General features: G+C 60.6%; 14 protein-coding genes and 1 pseudogene. 1 reads left to right on the top strand and 14 read right to left on the bottom strand.

Features of this window, described 5'->3' with window-relative positions; all coding sequences use genetic code 11:
• Positions 1 to 340, top strand: a 340-nt coding sequence (locus CKW18_RS28360; RefSeq protein WP_141233123.1) for a transposase, incomplete at its 5' end; no start/stop codon positions are given.
• Positions 341 to 377: 37 nt separating this feature from the next.
• Here the strand turns inward: CKW18_RS28360 and mdoH are convergent.
• The 14 genes and pseudogenes from mdoH to CKW18_RS28290 form a co-directional block, all read right to left on the bottom strand.
• Positions 378 to 2,948, bottom strand: a complete 2,571-nt coding sequence (gene mdoH, locus CKW18_RS28355) for a glucans biosynthesis glucosyltransferase MdoH (protein WP_095191808.1) — start codon at positions 2,946 to 2,948, stop codon at positions 378 to 380.
• Positions 2,941 to 4,755 carry a glucan biosynthesis protein G gene (locus tag CKW18_RS28350; protein WP_095191810.1) on the bottom strand — a complete coding sequence of 605 codons (1,815 nt, stop codon included), beginning with the start codon at positions 4,753 to 4,755 and terminating at the stop codon, positions 2,941 to 2,943. Before CKW18_RS28350 ends, mdoH begins: the two co-directional genes overlap by 8 nt.
• Positions 4,756 to 5,187: 432 nt before the next feature.
• Complete coding sequence (dtd, locus tag CKW18_RS28345) at positions 5,188 to 5,625, bottom strand: D-aminoacyl-tRNA deacylase (RefSeq protein ID WP_095191807.1); 438 nt, start codon at positions 5,623 to 5,625, stop codon at positions 5,188 to 5,190.
• Positions 5,622 to 6,593 (bottom strand): prolyl aminopeptidase, encoded by a 972-nt coding sequence (gene pip, locus CKW18_RS28340; RefSeq protein ID WP_095191806.1) that lies wholly within the window; start codon positions 6,591 to 6,593, stop codon positions 5,622 to 5,624. Before pip ends, dtd begins: the two co-directional genes overlap by 4 nt.
• Before the next feature lie 227 nt (positions 6,594 to 6,820).
• Entirely contained in the window at positions 6,821 to 7,624 is an 804-nt protein-coding gene (gene hutG / locus CKW18_RS28335) for an N-formylglutamate deformylase (protein ID WP_095191805.1), read from the bottom strand.
• Between the two features lie 10 nt (positions 7,625 to 7,634).
• Positions 7,635 to 8,840 carry an imidazolonepropionase gene (gene hutI, locus CKW18_RS28330; RefSeq protein WP_095191804.1) on the bottom strand — a complete coding sequence of 402 codons (1,206 nt, stop codon included), beginning with the start codon at positions 8,838 to 8,840 and terminating at the stop codon, positions 7,635 to 7,637.
• Positions 8,841 to 8,940: 100 nt separating this feature from the next.
• Complete coding sequence (gene hutH, locus CKW18_RS28325) at positions 8,941 to 10,473, bottom strand: histidine ammonia-lyase (RefSeq protein WP_095191803.1); 1,533 nt, start codon at positions 10,471 to 10,473, stop codon at positions 8,941 to 8,943.
• 117 nt (positions 10,474 to 10,590) lie between these two features.
• Entirely contained in the window at positions 10,591 to 12,114 is a 1,524-nt protein-coding gene (hutH, locus tag CKW18_RS28320) for a histidine ammonia-lyase (RefSeq protein WP_095191802.1), read from the bottom strand.
• A 135-nt stretch (positions 12,115 to 12,249) separates the two neighbouring features.
• Complete coding sequence (locus tag CKW18_RS28315; protein ID WP_095191801.1) at positions 12,250 to 13,080, bottom strand: glycine betaine/L-proline ABC transporter ATP-binding protein; 831 nt, start codon at positions 13,078 to 13,080, stop codon at positions 12,250 to 12,252.
• The gene (locus tag CKW18_RS28310) at positions 13,077 to 13,928 is read right to left on the bottom strand and encodes a proline/glycine betaine ABC transporter permease (protein WP_095191800.1); all 852 of its coding nucleotides are present in this window, start codon (positions 13,926 to 13,928) and stop codon (positions 13,077 to 13,079) included. The genes CKW18_RS28315 and CKW18_RS28310 overlap by 4 nt, the downstream gene beginning before the upstream one ends.
• A gap of 70 nt (positions 13,929 to 13,998) precedes the next feature.
• Positions 13,999 to 14,967, bottom strand: coding sequence for an ABC transporter substrate-binding protein (locus CKW18_RS28305; RefSeq protein ID WP_095191799.1), 969 nt, complete (start codon positions 14,965 to 14,967; stop codon positions 13,999 to 14,001).
• Positions 14,968 to 15,036: 69 nt separating this feature from the next.
• Complete coding sequence (locus tag CKW18_RS28300) at positions 15,037 to 16,509, bottom strand: cytosine permease (protein WP_095191798.1); 1,473 nt, start codon at positions 16,507 to 16,509, stop codon at positions 15,037 to 15,039.
• 174 nt (positions 16,510 to 16,683) lie between these two features.
• Positions 16,684 to 18,369, bottom strand: coding sequence for a urocanate hydratase (gene hutU / locus CKW18_RS28295; protein ID WP_095191809.1), 1,686 nt, complete (start codon positions 18,367 to 18,369; stop codon positions 16,684 to 16,686).
• Between the two features lie 442 nt (positions 18,370 to 18,811).
• Positions 18,812 to 19,014: pseudogene (locus CKW18_RS28290) on the bottom strand (IS110 family transposase); the annotation flags it as partial.

Raw genomic sequence — 19,014 nt, 5'->3', positions numbered from 1 at the left:
GGATTTGCTGGCGGCCAACCAAGCGTTGATGACGGTCTACTTGATGAAAGCTGAACTCAAAACGCTCTGGACGCCAAGTACCGCCTGGGGCTGGAGATCAGCCTGGAAGCAATGGCTGCGCCACGCTGATGAAAGCGCGATACCGGCTCTGATCCTGTTCGCCAAACGGCTAAAGGGTTACTGGCGGGGAATCGTCAGCCGGGTTCGCTGGCCGATGCACACGGGGCAGTTGGAAGGCATAAACAATCGAATAAAGGTTATCAAACGGATGGCGTACGGTTACCGGGATAGCGAATTCTTTTTCATGAAAATCAAGAGCGTCTTTCCCGGTAATCCGTGAAGAACCAAAAAAAACCCCGCTTTCGCGGGGCTTCTTATCAGGCCGGCTGAGCCTGCATGCTCAGCGGTCGCAACGGCAACAGCGGCGCATGCGGATCGGCTTTCACCGAAGCCCGCCATGCATCCAGCCACTCGGCGTGGCCTTCGGCCCACACTTGCTCGTGCAGGCGCGCCAAGGCAACAGGGTCGCTCAGCAGTTGCAGACGATCATGGTTATTCAACCCGGCAGGGCCGACCTTGATCGCATGACGCACACGTTCCTGACGCAGCCATTCAATCGGCTCGGCTTGACCGTGACGCGAGGTCGCCAGCGAGCACGCCAAGGCGTTCTGCTGCGGATCGACCACTGCACGGACAAAGCCGTCATTCAGTGCATGCCAACGGTTCTCGTGGGTGTACTGGTCAGTCGCCAGCAGCGCCTGTGGCGGATTGTATTCCTCAGGGATGAGGAACAGGCTCTCGTCACGGGATTTGAGGCCCAGACCGACACGGCTGGAAATCACCGACACCGGGATCGACAGCATCAGCGAACCGACAATCGGCACCAGCCACCACAGGAAGCTCGGGTTCAGCCAGATCACCAGCAGCGCCCAGCAGAAGCCCAGCAGGGTCTGCGGGCCGTGGCGCTTGACCGCTTCGCTCCATGGTGTGGAGTCGTCGTCACGTTGCGGCGAATTCCAGGTCGCGGCCCAGCCGAGGAACGCGGCCAGTACGAAACGGGTGTGGAAAATCATCCGCACCGGCGCCAGCAGCATGGAGAACAGCATCTCCAGCAGCATCGACAGGGTCACTTTGAACTTGCCGCCGAACTCTTTCGCGCCCTTGGCCCAGATCAGGATGATGCTCAACAGTTTCGGCAGGAACAGCAGCACGATGGTCGTCGAGAACAGCGCGATAGCCTTGTCCGGGTGCCATTGTGGCCACAGCGGATAGAGCTGACGCGGTTCAAGGAAGTACTGCGGCTCCATCAGCGTGTTCACTGCCAGCAGCGCGGTCGACAGCACCAGGAAGAAGAACCACAACGGCGCCGACAAGTAGGACATCACACCAGTCAGGAACACCGCACGGTGTACCGGGTGCATGCCTTTGACCAGGAACAGGCGGAAGTTCATCAGGTTGCCGTGGCACCAGCGACGGTCACGCTTGAGTTCGTCAAGCAGGTTCGGCGGCAGTTCTTCGTAGCTGCCTGGCAGGTCGTAGGCAATCCACACGCCCCAACCGGCACGACGCATCAGCGCGGCTTCAACGAAGTCGTGAGACAGGATCGCCCCGGAGAATGCACCCTTGCCCGGCAACGGCGCCAAGGCGCAGTGGTCGATGAACGGCTTCATGCGGATGATCGCGTTGTGCCCCCAGTAATGGGATTCACCCAACTGCCAGAAGTGCAGACCGGCGGTAAACAGCGGCCCGTAAACGCGGGTGGCGAACTGCTGCATGCGCGCATACAGAGTGTCCATGCCCGACGCACGCGGCGCGGTCTGGATGATCCCGGCGTCCGGCGTGGCTTCCATCAGGCGCACCAGACTGGTCAGGCACTCACCGCTCATGACCGAGTCAGCGTCGAGGACGACCATGTACTTGTAGTCACCGCCCCAACGACGGCAGAAGTCGTCGAGGTTGCCGCTCTTGCGTTTTACGCGACGACGACGGCGGCGATAGAAGATCTTGCCGAAGCCCTTGGCTTCGCGGCAGACGTCCAGCCAGGCCTGTTGCTCGGCCACGCAGATGTCGGTGTCGTTGCTGTCGCTGAGGACGAAGAAGTCGAAACGATCCAGATCACCGGTGGCGGCAACCGATTCGAAGGTGGCGCGCAGACCGGCAAATACCCGGGGTACGTCTTCGTTGCAGATCGGCATCACCAGCGCGGTACGGGCGTCTTTGGCAATCGGCTCGTTGCCGGCGCTTTTGCCGGAAATACGGTATTTGTCGTGACCGGTGAGCAACTCGAGGAAGCCCATCAGCGCCGTCCAGAAACCGGCCGACACCCAGCAGAACAGAATCCCGAAGAGAATCAGGATGCTGGTTTGCAGCGCATACGGCAGCACTTGCGTGGCGGTTTGCAGCAGCGGCTGGTGCAGGACTTCGTCCAGATCGACGAACGACCAGCCCTGGTACGGCATGATGCCTTTCATGTACCAGCCGGCAACGATGGTCTGGCCGAGCATCAGCACCAACAAAATGTAGCGGCGGATCGAACCGACAGTGCGCCAGCGCGCGGCCGGCAGGACGTTCTCGTCCTTCGGCGGTTGCGGCGGGTTTGTGCGACCAGTCAGACGCCGCCAGCCACGCACCAGAATGTTGGTGCGCCATGGCTCCGGCACGACTTTGGTTCGACGGATCGGCGGTGTCGCTTTGAGACTGACCCGACCGCTGGCGTCGAGCACCAGCATTTCCGCTTCCTCAAGCTCTTCGGCAGTGCTCAGGGTCAGGCGCTTGCCCACCGAAGCCTGGGCGGCTTCGGCAGGGGCGTCGAACGTCGAGGACGACAGGCGTTGATGCAGCTCGCTGAACGACTGACAGCCCGCGAGTTCCGCGCGCTGCTCGTCGGTCATCGGCAGATGCGCCAGATACTCGGACAGAGTCTCTGGCTGTACTTGAGAGTTACTCATCGGCAGGCAACTGATAGCTCCAGGTCTCGGTCAGGACTTCTTCAGTCGGTGCCGATTCCGGTGTGGCTGGGGCCGCGTCCGCAGCAACTGGCTGCTTGGCGTCTTTGTTGGCCTTGTCCTTGGCATCTGCGGCTGGCTTGGCGTCGGCCTGCTTGGCCTCGGCTGCCTTGGCTTCCTTGTCGAGCTTCTCTTGTTGCTTGGCGGCAACCTTGTCGGCCTTGGCGACGGACGAGTTGGACGCCGGCACCGAAGACTTGGCCAGATCAGCGGTCACGATTGGCTGCACCAGTGCGGCACGCATCTCGGTCGACTTGCTCGCATCCTTGATCTTCATGCGCAGAGTCAAGCGCCAGCCCTTGGTTTCCGGGTTGTAACGCACGCTGTTCTCGACCAGTTCGGCGTTGTCGCCAACGCTGACCTGACTGCGAACGTCGGCATCCGGCGCCAGAGCGGCCAGCGATGGGCCCTCGAAGTCGACCAGGTAGGCAACGCTGCCGTCCGGCTGACGGATCAGGTTCGATTGCTTGACGTCACCGGTCGAACGCAGAGTCTGCGCAACCCAGGCGCTGTCCGGCGCGTGAATCGCCGCTTCGTCCATGGTCCAGTGCATGCGGTAGGCGAAGTCCAGCGGCTGGACTGGCTCCGGCATTTTTTCCGGGCTCCAGAACGCAACGATGTTGTCGTTGGTTTCGTCAGCGGTCGGAATTTCGACCAGATCGACGGTGCCTTTGCCCCAGTCGCCCTTCGGCTCGATCCAGGCGCTTGGGCGCTTGTCGTAGCGGTCGTCGAGGTCTTCGTAGTGGCTGAAGTCACGGCCACGTTGCAGCAGACCGAAACCACGCAGGTTTTCGACGCTGAAGTTGCTCACGGCCAGGTGTTTCGGGTTGTTCAGTGGACGCCAGATCCACTCGCCGTTGCCGGCATGGATCGACAGACCGCTGGAGTCGTGCAGTTCACGACGATAGTTGAGGACTTTCGACGGCTGGTTGGCGCCGAACAGGAACATGCTGGTCAGTGGCGCGATGCCCAGTTTGCCGACCTTGTCGCGCAGGAACATCTGCGCTTTGACGTCGACAATGGTGTCGCTGCCCGGACGCAGGATCAGACGGTAGGCACCGGTGGCACGCGGCGAATCCAGCAGGGCGAAGATCACCAAATGCTTGTCGCCCGGCTTCGGCTGTTGAATCCAGAACTCACGGAAACGTGGGAATTCTTCACCCGACGGCAGCGCGGTATCGACCGCCAGACCACGGGCCGACAGACCGTAGGTGTGGCCCTTGCCGACGACGCGGAAGTAGCTCGCGCCGAGCATGGTCATGATTTCGTCTTGCTTGTCGGCCTTGTTGATCGGGTACAGCACACGGAAACCGGCATAACCCAGTTGTTCGGTGGCTTTCGGATCGAATTTCAGGTCACCGAAATCGAAGCGCGAAGGATCGTATTTGATCTCTTCGACGGTATTGGCCGTGATTTCGTTGATTTTCACCGGTGTATCGAAGTGCATACCCTGGTGATAGAAGGACAGTTTGAACGGCGTCTTCTGATCAGCCCACTCAGCCTTTTCGGTGAGGAAGCGGATTTTCTGATAATCCGCGAACTTCATGTCGCGGAATTCGTTCGGCAGGTTGCTGCGCGGGGCTTCGAACTTCTGCCCGGCCAGCTCTTTAGCCTTGGCGGATACATCGTCAAGATTGAACGCCCAAAGCTGACCGGCGCTGAGCAGGCACAGGAGCGCCGAACCCGCTACCAGGGCACTTCGCATGCGTTTGGCAGACATTTTTGCTGCATTACAGGGACTAACGATCACGAGCAACCCTCGCCGAAAACAGATCAAAAAACCAACGGCCAGCAAGCCGTCTGTGTGGCCATTTTTGTCAGCTTATTTCGGTTCCAGGAAGCCAGATACTGCGTTGCTGCTCCTCCCCATAGCAGGCTATGAGTCGTCGCAGCGCCTTGTCTCTGACTCCCTGGCCCTCGAAATAATGCTGGCAAAAATGGCCGTACAGACCGCTCATACCAGGTTGGCGAGCATTGTTCCGACTCCGCTGGGGCAAAATGATTCCCCAATCGGATCCAGACAAGTCTCTACCTAAGTCAAAAATGGACCAACGAACGCTGATCCCCATAGCGCGCGATTATCTAGTAGCCCGCGTGACAACGCATCAGGGGTAACCAAGTATTTATCGCGAAAACACCCTAAAAACAGTCGAAAGTTCCTAAAAAGGTGTTTCAGGTGCTTTCAGGTCTGTAACAAAAAGGTAACAGGGCCATCGTTGACCAAATGCACCTGCATATCGGCGCCGAATCTACCTGATGCCACAGTGCCATGCACCTGTTTCGCTTTGCCTAATAGATAGTCGAACAATTCCTTACCCAGCGCCGGAGGGGCGGCGGTCGAGAAGCTCGGGCGCAACCCGCTTTTGGTGTCAGCGGCCAGGGTGAACTGAGAGACCAGCAGCAACCCGCCGCCCACATCTGCCAAGGACAAGTTCATCTTGCCCTCAGCGTCACTGAATACCCGATAGTTAAGCAGCTTCTGCAGAAGTTTGTCGGCACTGGCGCGCGTGTCGTCGGGTTCGACCGCCACCAGCACCAGCAAACCCTGATCTACCGCGCCAACCACCTCTCCCGCCACTTCGACTCGCGCGCCACGCACGCGCTGTAAAAGCCCCTTCATGCTTCTTCGGGCGGCAGGTCGAGCAGACGCCGAGCCATTTGACCGGCGGCACGCACCAACGCATCGGTGATACCCGGTTCGGACGCGGCATGCCCGGCATCGCGAATGACCTGCAACTCGCTGTTCGGCCAGGCCTGATGCAGTTCCCAGGCGTTATCCAACGGGCAGATCACGTCGTAACGGCCGTGGATGATCACGCCCGGCAAGTGAGCAATCTTGCCCATGTCGCGGATCAGCTGATTCGGTTCAAGGAAGGCGTTATTGGTGAAGTAGTGGCATTCGATCCGCGCAATCGACAAGGCGCGTTGCGGCTCGGAGAAACGATCGACTACCAGCGGGTTTGGTCGCAGGGTCGCGGTGCGCCCTTCCCAGGTCGACCAGGCTTTGGCAGCGTGCATCTGGGCGATCTGATCGTTGCCGGTGAGGCGTTTGTGGAACGCGTTGAGCAGATCGTCGCGCTCGTCCAGTGGGATCGGGGCAATGTAGTCCTGCCAGTAATCGGGGAACAGACGGCTGGCACCAGCCTGATAGAACCACTCGATTTCCTGCGGACGGCAGAGAAAGATCCCACGCAGGATCAGGCCATGTACGCGCTCCGGATGGGTTTGCGCATAGGCCAGCGCCAGGGTCGAACCCCACGAGCCGCCGAACAACACCCATTTGTCGATACCCAGGTGCTTGCGGATACGCTCGAGGTCGGCGACCAGATCCCAGGTGGTGTTGTTTTCCAGGCTGGCGTGCGGGGTGGAGCGTCCGCAGCCGCGCTGGTCGAAGGTGACAATGCGATACAGGTTCGGATCGAAATAGCGACGGCTTTGCGCGTCGCAACCGGCGCCGGGGCCGCCGTGGATGAACACGACCGGCAAGCCTTCCGGTGAGCCGCTTTCGTCGACGTACAGCGTATGCGTGTCATCGACAGCCAGATCGTGCCGGGCGTGGGGTTTGATCTGCGGAAACAAAGTCTGCATTGCGCGCTCCGTAAGGGGTCGAGGTCATCCCAGGGGGGACTTCTATTATTCTGCCGTTGGGCATCATAAACCCGATTTACGTCAATGAGCATGCCTGTGCGCTGTCGCAATTTTTCTGTTGCATACAAAACCTGTGGGAGCGGGCTTGCTCGCGAAAGCGGTGTGTCATTCAACCCATAGGTTGACTGGTGCGACGCCTTCGCGAGCAAGCCCGCTCCCACAGTGGGTTATGCGGTGTAGCGAGATTTGCCCCAGGCCAGATAGCCTTGCAGCAACTCCTTGAGCACCACCCGCGTTGGCTCGGCCAGATCGCTGCGGTAGCGGAACGGTTCGAACTCTTCCATGTAGGTGCTCTGGCACAGTTCCAGTTGCACGGCATGGATGTTCTCGGCCGGGTTGCCGTAATGACGGGTGATGTGACCGCCCTTGAAGCGACCGTTGAGCACATGGCTGTACTCGCCATGACGCGCGCAGATGGCTTCCAGTTGCGTGGCCAGTTGCGGATCGCAGCTCGCGCCGTTGAAGGTGCCGAGGTTGAAGTCCGGCAGTTTGCCGTCGAACAGGTGCGGGATGACCGAGCGGATCGAGTGCGCGTCGAACAGCAACGCGTAACCGAACTCGGCCTTCAGCCGCGCCAGCTCTTCCTGCAAGGTGCGATGGTACGGCGTCCAGATCTGCTCCAGATAAGTCGCGCGCTCATCTTTCGAAGGCTCCAGACCTTCCTTGAACAACGGGATGCCATCGAACAAAGTCGCGGGATATAGCCCGGTGGTGGCGCCGGCGTACAGCGGCTTGTCGTCGGACGGCCGGTTCAGGTCGATGACGAAACGCGAGTACTCGGCAGCCAGAGTGCTGGCACCGAGCTCTTCGGCGAAATCGTAGAGCTGCGGAATATGCCAATCAGTATCCGGCAGGCTTTTCGCATCCGGGATCAGCCCAGCCTCGACCGCAGGCGTCAGGCGCAGACCTGCATGGGGCATGCTGATCAACAGCGGCACGCGCCCTTGTTTGAAGTTCAGAACCTTATCCACAACCGCTCTCCTACAGACTTGATTCAACGCCGTGACGCACGACGCGTTTGTCCAGATCACCGCCGAGCCAATAGGCCAGATCCGCAGGACGATCGATATGCCAAGCGACAAAGTCCGCGACCTTGCCGACTTCCAGCGAACCGTGGGTGTCAGCCATGCCCAGCGCCTGCGCGGCATGAATGGTCGCGCCGGCCAGCGCCTCTTCCGGGGTCATGCGGAAACAGGTGCAGGCCATGTTCAACATCAGCCGCAACGACAAGGCCGGCGAGGTGCCGGGGTTGAGGTCGCTGGCGATGGCGATCTTCACCTTGTGCTTGCGCAGGGCGTCCATGGGCGGCAATTGGGTTTCACGCAGGAAGTAGAACGCCCCCGGCAGCAGCACCGCGACGGTGTCGGATCCGGCCATGGCAATGGCGTCGGTTTCGTCCATGAACTCCAGGTGATCGGCGGACAACGCGTGATACCGCGCAGCCAGGCTGGAGCCGTGCAGCGAGGACAATTGCTCGGCATGCAGCTTCACCGGCAGACCTAATTCTTTAGCGGTGATGAACACGCGCTCGACCTGCTCCGGCGAGAATGCCAGGTATTCGCAGAAGGCATCCACGGCATCGACCAGACCTTCGGCGGCCAGCGCCGGGAGCATTTCAGCGCAGATGTGGTCGATGTAATCGTCGGCGCGATCCTTGTATTCCGGCGGCAACGCGTGAGCGGCGAGACAGGTGCTGCGCACGCTGATCGGCAGCTCTTTGGCCAGGCGACGGATGACCCGAAGGATTTTGCGTTCGTTGGCCAGATCGAGACCATAGCCGGACTTCATTTCCACCGTGGTCACGCCGTCGCGCATCAGGCTTTTCAGACGTTTGGCGGCGCTGGCGAACAGTTCGTCTTCGCTGGCTTCGCGAGTTGCGCGCACGGTGCTGGCGATGCCGCCGCCCTGCGCCGCGATCTCGGCATAGCTGACGCCTTGCAGACGCTTTTCGAATTCGCCGCTGCGGTTGCCGCCGAACACCGTGTGGGTGTGGCAGTCGATCAGGCCCGGGGTGACCCACGCGCCTTGCAGGTCATTGACCGCCGGGTATTCGCCGGAGGGCAGTTGATTACGCGGGCCGATCCACTCGATCAGCGCACCGGACGTCACGATGGCCGCGTCCTCGATGATCGAGTAGACGCCTTGCGCCATGGTTGCGACGTGGCAGTGTTGCCAGAGGGTTTTCATCCCAAGTCCTCGTCTTGTTCAAAATCGATTCGCGAGCAAGCCCGCTCCCACAGGGGGACGCATTCCAACTGTGGGAGCGGGCTTGCTCGCGAAGAGTCCATCACAGGCTAGGCAGCAGGTTCGCCGGAACCAGCTCGGTCAGGCAGCGCGAAGCTAACAACTCGGTCGCTGCATTGATGTCCGGCGCAAAGAACCGGTCCTTCTCATAGAACGGCACTTCCTGACGCAGAATCGCCCGGGCCTTTTCCAGCTTCGCCGAGGTTTTCAGGCCGTTACGCAGATCCAGCCCCTGCACCGCCGCCAGCCACTCCACCGCGAGAATCCCGCGCGTGTTCTCGGCCATTTCCCACAGGCGCTTGCCGGCCGCCGGGGCCATCGACACATGATCTTCCTGGTTGGCCGAAGTCGGCAGGCTGTCCACCGAATGCGGATGGGACAGTGCCTTGTTTTCGCTGGCCAGTGCCGCCGCAGTCACTTGGGCGATCATGAAGCCGGAGTTGACCCCGCCATTAGCCACCAGGAACGGCGGCAGTTGCGACATGTGCTTGTCCATCATCAGCGAGATGCGGCGCTCGCTCAGCGAACCGATTTCGGCGATGGCCAGGGCCATGTTGTCAGCAGCCATGGCCACCGGTTCGGCGTGGAAGTTGCCGCCGGAAATCACATCGCCTTCAGCGGCAAACACCAACGGGTTATCCGACACGGCGTTGGCTTCGACCGCCAGCACTTCGGCGGCCTGGCGGAACTGGGTCAGGCACGCGCCCATGACTTGCGGCTGGCAGCGCAGCGAGTACGGGTCTTGAACCTTCTCGCAGTTCTGGTGCGAATCGGAGACTTCGCTGCGCTCACCAAGCAGGTCACGGTAAGCGGCGGCAGCGTCGATCTGGCCTTTCTGGCCGCGAGCGGCGTGAATACGCGCGTCGAACGGCGAGCGCGAGCCCAATACCGCTTCAACCGTCAGACCGCCCAGTGCAATGGCACCTGCGAACAGATCTTCGCCTTCAAACAGGCCACGCAAGGCAAACGCAGTCGACACTTGAGTGCCGTTGAGCAGCGCCAGCCCCTCTTTGGCCGCCAGCGTCAGCGGCGTCAGACCGGCGACTTTCAGCGCTTCGGTCGCATCCATCCACTCGCCCTTGTAGCGCGCCTTGCCCTCGCCCAGCAGCACCAGCGACATGTGCGCCAGCGGCGCGAGGTCACCGGAAGCACCCACCGACCCTTTCAGTGGAATGTGCGGGTAGACCTCGGCATTGATCAGCGCGATCAGCGCATCGATTACCACGCGGCGGATGCCGGAGAAACCACGGCTAAGGCTGTTGACCTTGAGCACCATGATCAGACGCACCAAGTCATCGCTGATCGGCTGACCGACGCCAGCGGCGTGGGACAACACCAGCGAGCGCTGCAGATTTTCCAGGTCTTCGCTGGCGATACGCGTTGAGGCCAGCAGGCCGAAACCGGTGTTGATGCCGTAGGCGGTGCGGTTCTCGGCGAGGATCTGCTCGACGCAGGCAACGCTGGCTTCGATCTGCTGCGATACGCTGTTGTCGAGCGTCAGCTTGACCGGGTTCTGGTAGACGTCACGCAGTTGGGCCAGGCTCAGTTGGCCGGGAATCAGGTTCAGCGCAGTCATTTAAATGCTCCTTTTGAGAGTTTGTTATTAACTACCAGTCGCTCCGGAGCATTCCGTTATCCGTCGCCTCTCGCCTTCTGAGCGATCCGCGCCTTGGCACGCTGGTATGGGTATTGGTCAGTGCAGATTCGGTAAAATGTTGTACAGCGAATTCGGGTCTTGCAACACGCTCGCGGCGGCGGCGATATCCGGCGCCAGCCAGCGATCCTGGTCGTAGGCCGGGACCTTTTCGCGCAGCAGTCGCCACGCCCGGTCAGTGCCCGCGCCAAAGCGCTGTTCCTTGAGGAACTCAAAGGCCTGCGCCGCCAACAGATATTCGATGGCAAGGATCTGCGTGCAGTTTTCCAGCGCGCGATGCAGCTTCAGCGCAGCGCTGGTGCCCATGCTCAGATGGTCTTCCTGCAACCCGGAAGTGACGTAGTTGTCGAGCACCGCCGGTTGCGCCAATTGGCGGTTTTCCGCACACAGCGACGCGGCGACGTATTGCACGATCATCATCCCGGAGTTCACCCCCGGATTGGCCACCAGAAACGCCGGCAGACCGCTGACATGCGGGTTGACCAGACGATCGAGACGACGCTCGGCAATCGAGCCGATTTCCGCCATGGCAATCGCCAACAAATCCGCCGCCATCGCCACCGACTGACCGTGCGGGTTGGCCTGCGACATGACCCGGAAATTATCCGGCGTGCCCAACAGTAGCGGGTTATCGGTGCAGCCATTGAGTTCGGCTTCGACTTGTTTGATTGCATGCTCCAGTTGATCGCGCGCAGCGCCATGCACCTGCGGGATCGAGCGAATGCTCAGCGCATCCTGAGTGCGGATGCCCTTGCTCGAAGCAATCACTTCACTGCCATCGAGCAACGCACGCAGATTGACCCCAACTTGCTGCATGCCCGGATGCGGTTTCAACGCGATGATCTCGGCGTCGAACGCATCGATCTGACCGCGCTGGGCTTCAAAACTCATGGCGCCAATGACATCGGCCCATTGCAGCAGACGTGTGGCATCAGCGATGGCCAGACAGCTGAGGCCGGTCATGCACGGCGTGCCGTTGACCAGGCACAAACCATCCTTCGCGCCGAGTTGCACCGCTTGCAGGCCCTCTTCAGCCAAGGCCTGTTGCGCAGAAACGATCTGCCCGCGATAGCTGACATTACCCACGCCGAGCAGCGCGATGCCGATGTGCGCCATGTGCGTCAGGTAGCCCACCGAGCCTTGCGACGGCACTTGTGGAGTGATGCCGCGATTGAGCAACGCCAGCAGCCCTTCGACAACCCGACGATGGAGGCCGGACTTGCCATGGCTGTAGTTGTGGATCGCGGCGCAGATGATCGCGCGGGTCTGTTCGTCGGGCAGTGCCGGACCGACGCCGCAGGCGTGGCTGAGCAAGGTGTTGCGCGAGAGCTGGCTGAGTTGTTCATCTTTAAGCGAAACGTTGGACAACCCGCCCAGACCGGTATTGACGCCATAGGCGCGCTCGCCGCTGACGACAATGCGCTGGACAATGGCCTGGGCGTTTTCGATGCGCGCCCAGGTGTCGCTCGACAGCTCCAGTTGCGCGCCGTGACGGGCAACGGCGACCACGTACTGCCAACGCAGAGGGCTGCCGGTGATAACGATTTTTTCAGCCTGGGACATCTTCAACCTCATCCGAACACTGATGCAGCTTTACCGCCGCCTTCGCGAGCAGGCTCGCTCCCACATTTGGAATGCGTACCCCCTGTGGGAGCGAGCCTGCTCGCGAAGGCGCCGGCCCAGCCAACACAAAACTGCCTAAACCACCGCCGCCCGCCGCTGCACGAACCGGTCGACATACTCATCCGCCGGCGAATGCAGGATCTCTCTTGGCGTGCCGACCTGGATCAGGCGGCCGTCCTTGAGAATCGCAATGCGATTGCCGATACGCACCGCCTCGTCGAGGTCGTGGGTGATGAAGACGATGGTCTTGTGCAGGGTCTTTTGCAGCTCCAGCAACTGGTCCTGCATCTCGGCGCGGATCAACGGGTCGAGGGCGCTGAACGCTTCGTCCATGAGGATGATGTCGGTGTCCGCCGCCAATGCACGGGCCAGGCCGACACGCTGACGCATGCCGCCGGACAGCTGATGCGGGTATTTGTTTTCGTAGCCCTTGAGGCCCACGGTGTTGATCCAGTGCAGCGCGCGTTCGTTGCACATCTGCTTGCTCTCGCCGCGCACTTTCAAGCCGTAGGCGACGTTGTCGAGGACGGTCTTGTGCGGCAGCAGGCCGAAGCTCTGGAACACCATGCTGATCTTGTGCCGGCGAAATTCGCGCAGGGCGTCCATGTCGTATTGCAGGATGTCCACGCCGTCGACCAGGATCGCGCCGCTGGTCGGGTCGATCAGGCGATTGAAGTGGCGTACCAGCGTCGACTTGCCAGAGCCAGACAGGCCCATGATCACGAAGATCTCGCCGGTGCCGATGCTCAGCGACAAGTCGTTGACCCCGACCACACAACCGGTTTCGTTCAGCACCTGATCCTTGGTCTTGCCCTGGCCAACCATGGCCAAGGCATCCTTGGCGCGGTTGCCGAAAATCTTGAAGACGTTTTTGACTTCGATCTTGCTCACGGTTGCGTTGTTCATTTGCTCACCTCATGCCGTGGCCGACCGTACGCCTGAGTGATGCGGTCGATGACCACTGCGAGAATCACGATCGCCAGACCGGCCTCAAGACCCCGTCCGACGTTGAGGGTCTGAATCCCCACCAGTACGTCTTCACCAAGCCCCCGGGCACCGATCATCGAGGCGATCACCACCATCGACAGGGCCATCATGGTGGTCTGGTTGATCCCGGCCATGATGCTTGGCAGCGCCAGCGGCAGTTGCACGCCGAACAGTTGCTGCCAGCGATTGGCACCAAAGGCATTGATCGCTTCCATGACTTCGCCGTCGACCTGGCGGATGCCCAGATCTGTCAGGCGGATTAGCGGCGGTGCAGCGTAGATAACCGTGGCGAAAATCGCCGGCACCTTGCCCAGGCCGAACAGCATCAGCACCGGGATCAGGTACACGAAACTCGGCATGGTCTGCATGATGTCGAGCAGCGGCATCAGCACCGAACGCAGGCGATTGCTGCGCGCCGAGAGAATCCCCAGCGGGATGCCGATCAGCACCGAAATGATCGTCGCGACCATCATCAGCGCCAGGGTTTGCATGAGTTTGTCCCACAGGCCGACAGCGCCCACCAGGAACAGCAGACCGACGATCACCGCCGTGGTCACCACCTTGCGCGTGGCATGCCAGGCGACGGCACCGACGATCGCCAGCATCAACCACCACGGTGCCGCACGCAGCATGCCTTCAAGGTTGACGATGGCCCAAAGCAGCGTGTCGGAGATGTGGCGAAACACATCACCGTAGTTGGTGACCAGCGAATCGACCCAACCGTTGACCCAGTCGGCGATGGAAAAGGTAAAGCTTTCGGGAAACATAAGAGACTCTCAATCAAGGGGTTGCGATCAAGCGTCCGGCTGCCGTGGCCGGCAGCCGGAGAAACTCGACCTACAAGGCCGCGTCGATCTTTTTGGCTGCGTCTTCGCTCACCCATGGGTGCCAGACTTCAGGATGTTCCTTGAGGAAGATTTTCGCCAGTTTTGGCGACTCGATACGTTCCTTGGCCATGCGCCCCAGATTCTGGTTCAGCAGGTCGATCGGCAGGTTGACCTTTTCCAGTACGGCGACCAGCTCCGGGGCCTGCTCGTGGAAGGTCTTGGACAGGCCGACCTTGATCGTCACGGTCTTGTCGACGCCCGGTTTTTCTTCGAGTTTGACCAGATCGACCTGGCCCATCAGCGGGGTTGGCGACCAGTAGTAGAAGAGAATCGGCTCGCCACGCTTGTAGCTCGACAGCACCGCCGCATCCAGCGCCGGGCCGGTGCCCGGACGGAAGTTGGTGTAGCTGCTTTCCAGGCCGTAGCTTTTGAGCATTTCGCTGTTGTCCAGCTCGCAGGTCCAGCCGGCCGGGCAGTTGTAGAAACGACCCTTGGAGGGCTCTTCGGCGTCCTTGAACACGGCAGAGTACTTGGCCAGATCAGCGATGTTTTTCAGATCCGGGGCTTTCGGTTCAAGCTTGCGCTTGGCGTCGCCTTCGATCACGTAACGTGGCACGTACCAGCCTTCAACCGCGCCGACGACCGGAGCGCCGACACCGACGACCTTGCCGGCCTTCTCGGCCTTGTTCCAGACCTCGCTGCGGCCAACCCACTCTTCGGCGAACACTTGAATGTCGTTGCTGCTCAGGGCGTTTTCCATGGTGATGGAGTTGCCCGGCAGGCTGTCGGTCTTGCAGTCATAACCTTTTTCCAGCACCACTTGCAGCACGTCGGTCAGCAACATGCCGCTTTCCCAGTTCAGACCGGCGAATTTCACCGGTTTGCCCGATTCGCACCAGCCGGCGGCTTGAGTTGCGCCAGCGCTGGCCAACAGGCCCATGGACAGCAATGTAGTCAGCAGGGTCTTGTTCGATTTCATTGTTGCGACGCTCCTAATCATGAATTGGCTTACGGCAGTCAAGAGGCATCCAGCCCTGTCCACGTCCAATCAGGCCTGCGCCGCAGCGCGAGTGGCCCCACTTGTTTTAGGTTGTACAACGCTGTCCTGCCCGACCGGCAGAATCAGTTGATCGGGCACTGGGCTGTGCCATTTTTTGGCGCACACGTAATACACGGCGGCGGGCAGCACCAGACCGATGATCCAGGAGATATCCACATCACCGAGGGCCGCTACCAGGGAACCGGTGTAGAACTTGGTGGAGATGAACGGCAACTGCACCAGCACCCCGAAGACATAGACGCTGATACCGAGCATGTTCCAGCGGCCATAGCGACTGTTCGGATTGGCTAGCGCCGGCACGTCATAGCGCTCGCGGGTGATGCAGTAGTAGTCAACCAGATTGATCGCGCTCCACGGTGTGAAGAAGGCGAGCAGGAACAGGATGAAAGACTTGAACGCACCGAGGAACGAGTGCTGGCCGAGCAGCGCGATCAGCGTCGCCGCGCCGACGATCACCAGCACGAAGACCAGACGCTGCATGCGCGAGACCTGCAGATGACCTTTGAAACCGCTGATGATGGTGGCGATACACATGAAGCTGCCGTAGGAGTTCAGCGTCGAGATGGTCACCTTGCCGAATGCGATGCTGAAGTACAGCAGCGCAGCGGTGGCACCGGTTCCGCCCAGACCGACGATGTAGGCCACTTCGTGGCCGGCGAACTGGCCGTTGGCTGAAGCGGCAGCAAACACACCGAGGATCATCGCCACTTGGGCGCCAATCACCGATCCGGCGCCCGCGGCGAAAAAGGTTTTCAGCGCCGACGTCTTGCTCGGCAGGTAGCGCGAGTAGTCAGCCACGTAAGGGCCGAAAGCGATCTGCCAAGAGGCCGCAAGCGATACCGCCAGCAGGAAGCTGCTCCAGCTGAAATGGCGGATTTGCAGGAGTGCGCCGACGTCGGTCTGGCTCATCAGACGCCAAAACAGGAAAACGAAGGCAATCACGCCAATGACGCTGGCGACGCGGCCAATCCAGTGGATGACCCGATAACCCATCACGGTGACCAGCACGATGACACTGGCGAAAATCAGAATCCCGATGCTGTCGCTGACGCCAAACAACTGGCCCAGCGCCTGGCCGGAAAGCACCGTGCCCGTTGCGGTGAAGCCCAGGTACATCAGGCACACCAACACGATCGGGATGGCTGCGCCATAAACGCCGAACTGCACGCGGCTGGAAATCATCTGCGGCAGACCCAGTTTCGGCCCTTGCGCCGCATGCAGCGCCATCACGCCGCCGCCCAGCAGTTGACCGATCAACAGACCGATCAACGACCAGAACACATCACCGCCCAGCACCACGGCCAATGCCCCGGTGACAATCGCGGTGATTTGCAGGTTGGCACCCATCCACAAGGTGAATTGGCTGAACAGACGACCGTGTCTTTCCGCTTCCGGGATGTAGTCGATCGAACGCCTTTCGATCAACGGTTTGTTGCCTGCACGATCGGGACTGACAGCCATGGTTCAACCTCTGTGGATTGTTATTCGAGTTCACTGAGCGTCTTGCGTGGGTTGCTTTTGGTGGGAGCGGGCTTGCTCGCGAAGTGGTCGGCACATTCGAAACATGTGCTGATTGATCCAGCGCGTTCGTGAGCAAGCCCACTCCCACCCAAAGCATTTCCCACAGAGTTGCGTTTATTTGCCGGTAATCATCGGCAGGTTCAGACCCTGCTCCTTGGCGCAATCGATGGCGATCTGGTAACCGGCATCGGCGTGACGCATGACCCCAGTGGCCGGGTCGTTGTGCAGGACACGGGCGATTCGCTCGGCCGCTTCGTCGGTACCGTCGCACACGATCACCATGCCCGAGTGCTGGGAGAAGCCCATGCCGACGCCGCCGCCGTGGTGCAGGGACACCCAGGTCGCGCCGCTCGCGGTATTGAGCAGAGCGTTGAGCAGTGGCCAGTCGGACACAGCGTCGGACCCGTCCTGCATCGATTCGGTTTCGCGGTTCGGGCTGGCGACCGAGCCGGAGTCGAGGTGGTCACGACCGATCACGATCGGCGCCGACAGCTCGCCGCTGCGGACCATTTCGTTGAATGCCAGACCGAGCTTGGCGCGCAGGCCCAGACCGACCCAGCAGATACGCGCCGGCAGACCCTGGAAGCTGATGCGCTCGCGGGCCATGTCCAGCCAGTTGTGCAGGTGCGCGTCGTCCGGGATCAGTTCTTTGACCTTGGCGTCGGTTTTGTAGATGTCTTGTGGATCACCCGACAGCGCCGCCCAACGGAACGGGCCGATGCCACGGCAGAACAGCGGACGGATATAGGCCGGTACGAAGCCTGGGAAGTCGAATGCGTTTTCGACGCCTTCTTCCTGCGCCATCTGACGGATGTTGTTGCCGTAGTCGAAAGTCGGGATACCTTGCTTCTGGAATTCCAGCATCGCTTTGACGTGCACGGCCATCGACTGCTTGGCAGCCTTGATCACAGCGGCCGGTTCGGTCTTGGCGCGGGCGCGGTATTCGTCCCAGGTCCAGCCGGCCGGCAGGTAGCCGTTGAGTGGGTCGTGGGCGCTGGTCTGGTCGGTGACCATGTCCGGGCGTACGCCGCGCTTGACCAGTTCCGGCAGGATTTCCGCAGCGTTGCCCAGCAACGCGATGGAGATCGCCTTGCCTTCTTTGGTGTACTTGGCGATGCGTGCCAGCGCGTCATCGAGGTCAGTGGCTTGCTCATCGACGTAACGGCTTTTCAGGCGGAAATCGATGCTGACCTGCTGGCATTCGATGTTCAGCGAGCAAGCGCCGGCCAGGGTCGCGGCCAGAGGCTGAGCGCCACCCATGCCGCCCAGACCGGCGGTCAGGACCCACTTGCCGGTGAGGTTGTCGTTGTAGTGCTGACGGCCGGCCTCAACGAAGGTTTCGTAGGTGCCTTGGACGATGCCCTGGCTGCCGATGTAGATCCAGCTGCCGGCGGTCATTTGGCCGTACATGGCCAAGCCTTTGGCGTCGAGTTCGTTGAAGTGTTCCCAGCTCGCCCAATGCGGCACCAGATTGGAGTTGGCGATCAGTACGCGCGGGGCGTTGCTGTGGGTCTTGAACACGCCGACCGGCTTGCCGGATTGCACCAGCAGGGTCTCGTCGTCATTCAGGTTGGTCAGGCTCTCGACGATTTTGTCGTAGCACTCCCAGTTACGCGCGGCACGCCCAATACCGCCGTAGACCACCAGCTCTTTCGGGTTCTCGGCGACTTCCGGATCAAGGTTGTTCATCAGCATGCGCAGCGGCGCTTCGGTCAGCCAGCTCTTGGCGGTCAGCTTGTTGCCGCGTGCGGCACGGATTTCGACGTCGCGATGCTTTGTAAATGTAGTAGCAGTGGTCATCTTGTTGTCAGTCACGAAAAAGACTCCTCAGCGATCAATTCAAACCAACCCTGGCAGTGGGCAAGCAGCCTGCGTGCATCAATGCGCGACAAGCGAATCAGTGGACGCTGCGGAGAGTCTCGAGCGACTCATACGCATACGTCTTTACTTGTACATACAAGCATATGCAATCAAGCGGCCAACTTGCAGGAGGGGTGCTCAAGAAAAATCGGATGCAGGGCTGGAGGGCTCCTGAATCAAGGGCTCTGGCGTGGATGAAATTTTTTCGCGGGGGTGATTTGGGGAGTTGGGGGATTGTTACGAGAGCGTGGTTTTGCGCCACGCTGGGGCGTTCGGTAACAAGTTGGTGCGTGGTTGGGAACACCCCAAAAGCAAAAGATCGCAGCCTTCGGCAGCTCCTACAGGGTGTACATCAATCCCACTGTAGATACCGTCTTGCCCCTCATCGGGCAAGGGCAATTTTCGGGTCAAATGGCTGACCCGATTTGAGAACGGCATAGACGAAATGCAGCAGCTTACGCATCGCTGCACAGATGATTTGCTTGGGGGCCTTGCCGTTGGCCTTCAAGCGGTCCTTCATGGCGATGATTGCTTTGTTGTGCTTCAGTGCAACCAATCCAGGCATGTATAGACCCGCCCGAACGC

The organism is Pseudomonas sp. Irchel 3E19, from assembly GCF_900187585.1.
Classification (GTDB): domain Bacteria; phylum Pseudomonadota; class Gammaproteobacteria; order Pseudomonadales; family Pseudomonadaceae; genus Aquipseudomonas; species Aquipseudomonas baetica.
This window is presented reverse-complemented; position numbering and strand designations above follow the sequence as displayed.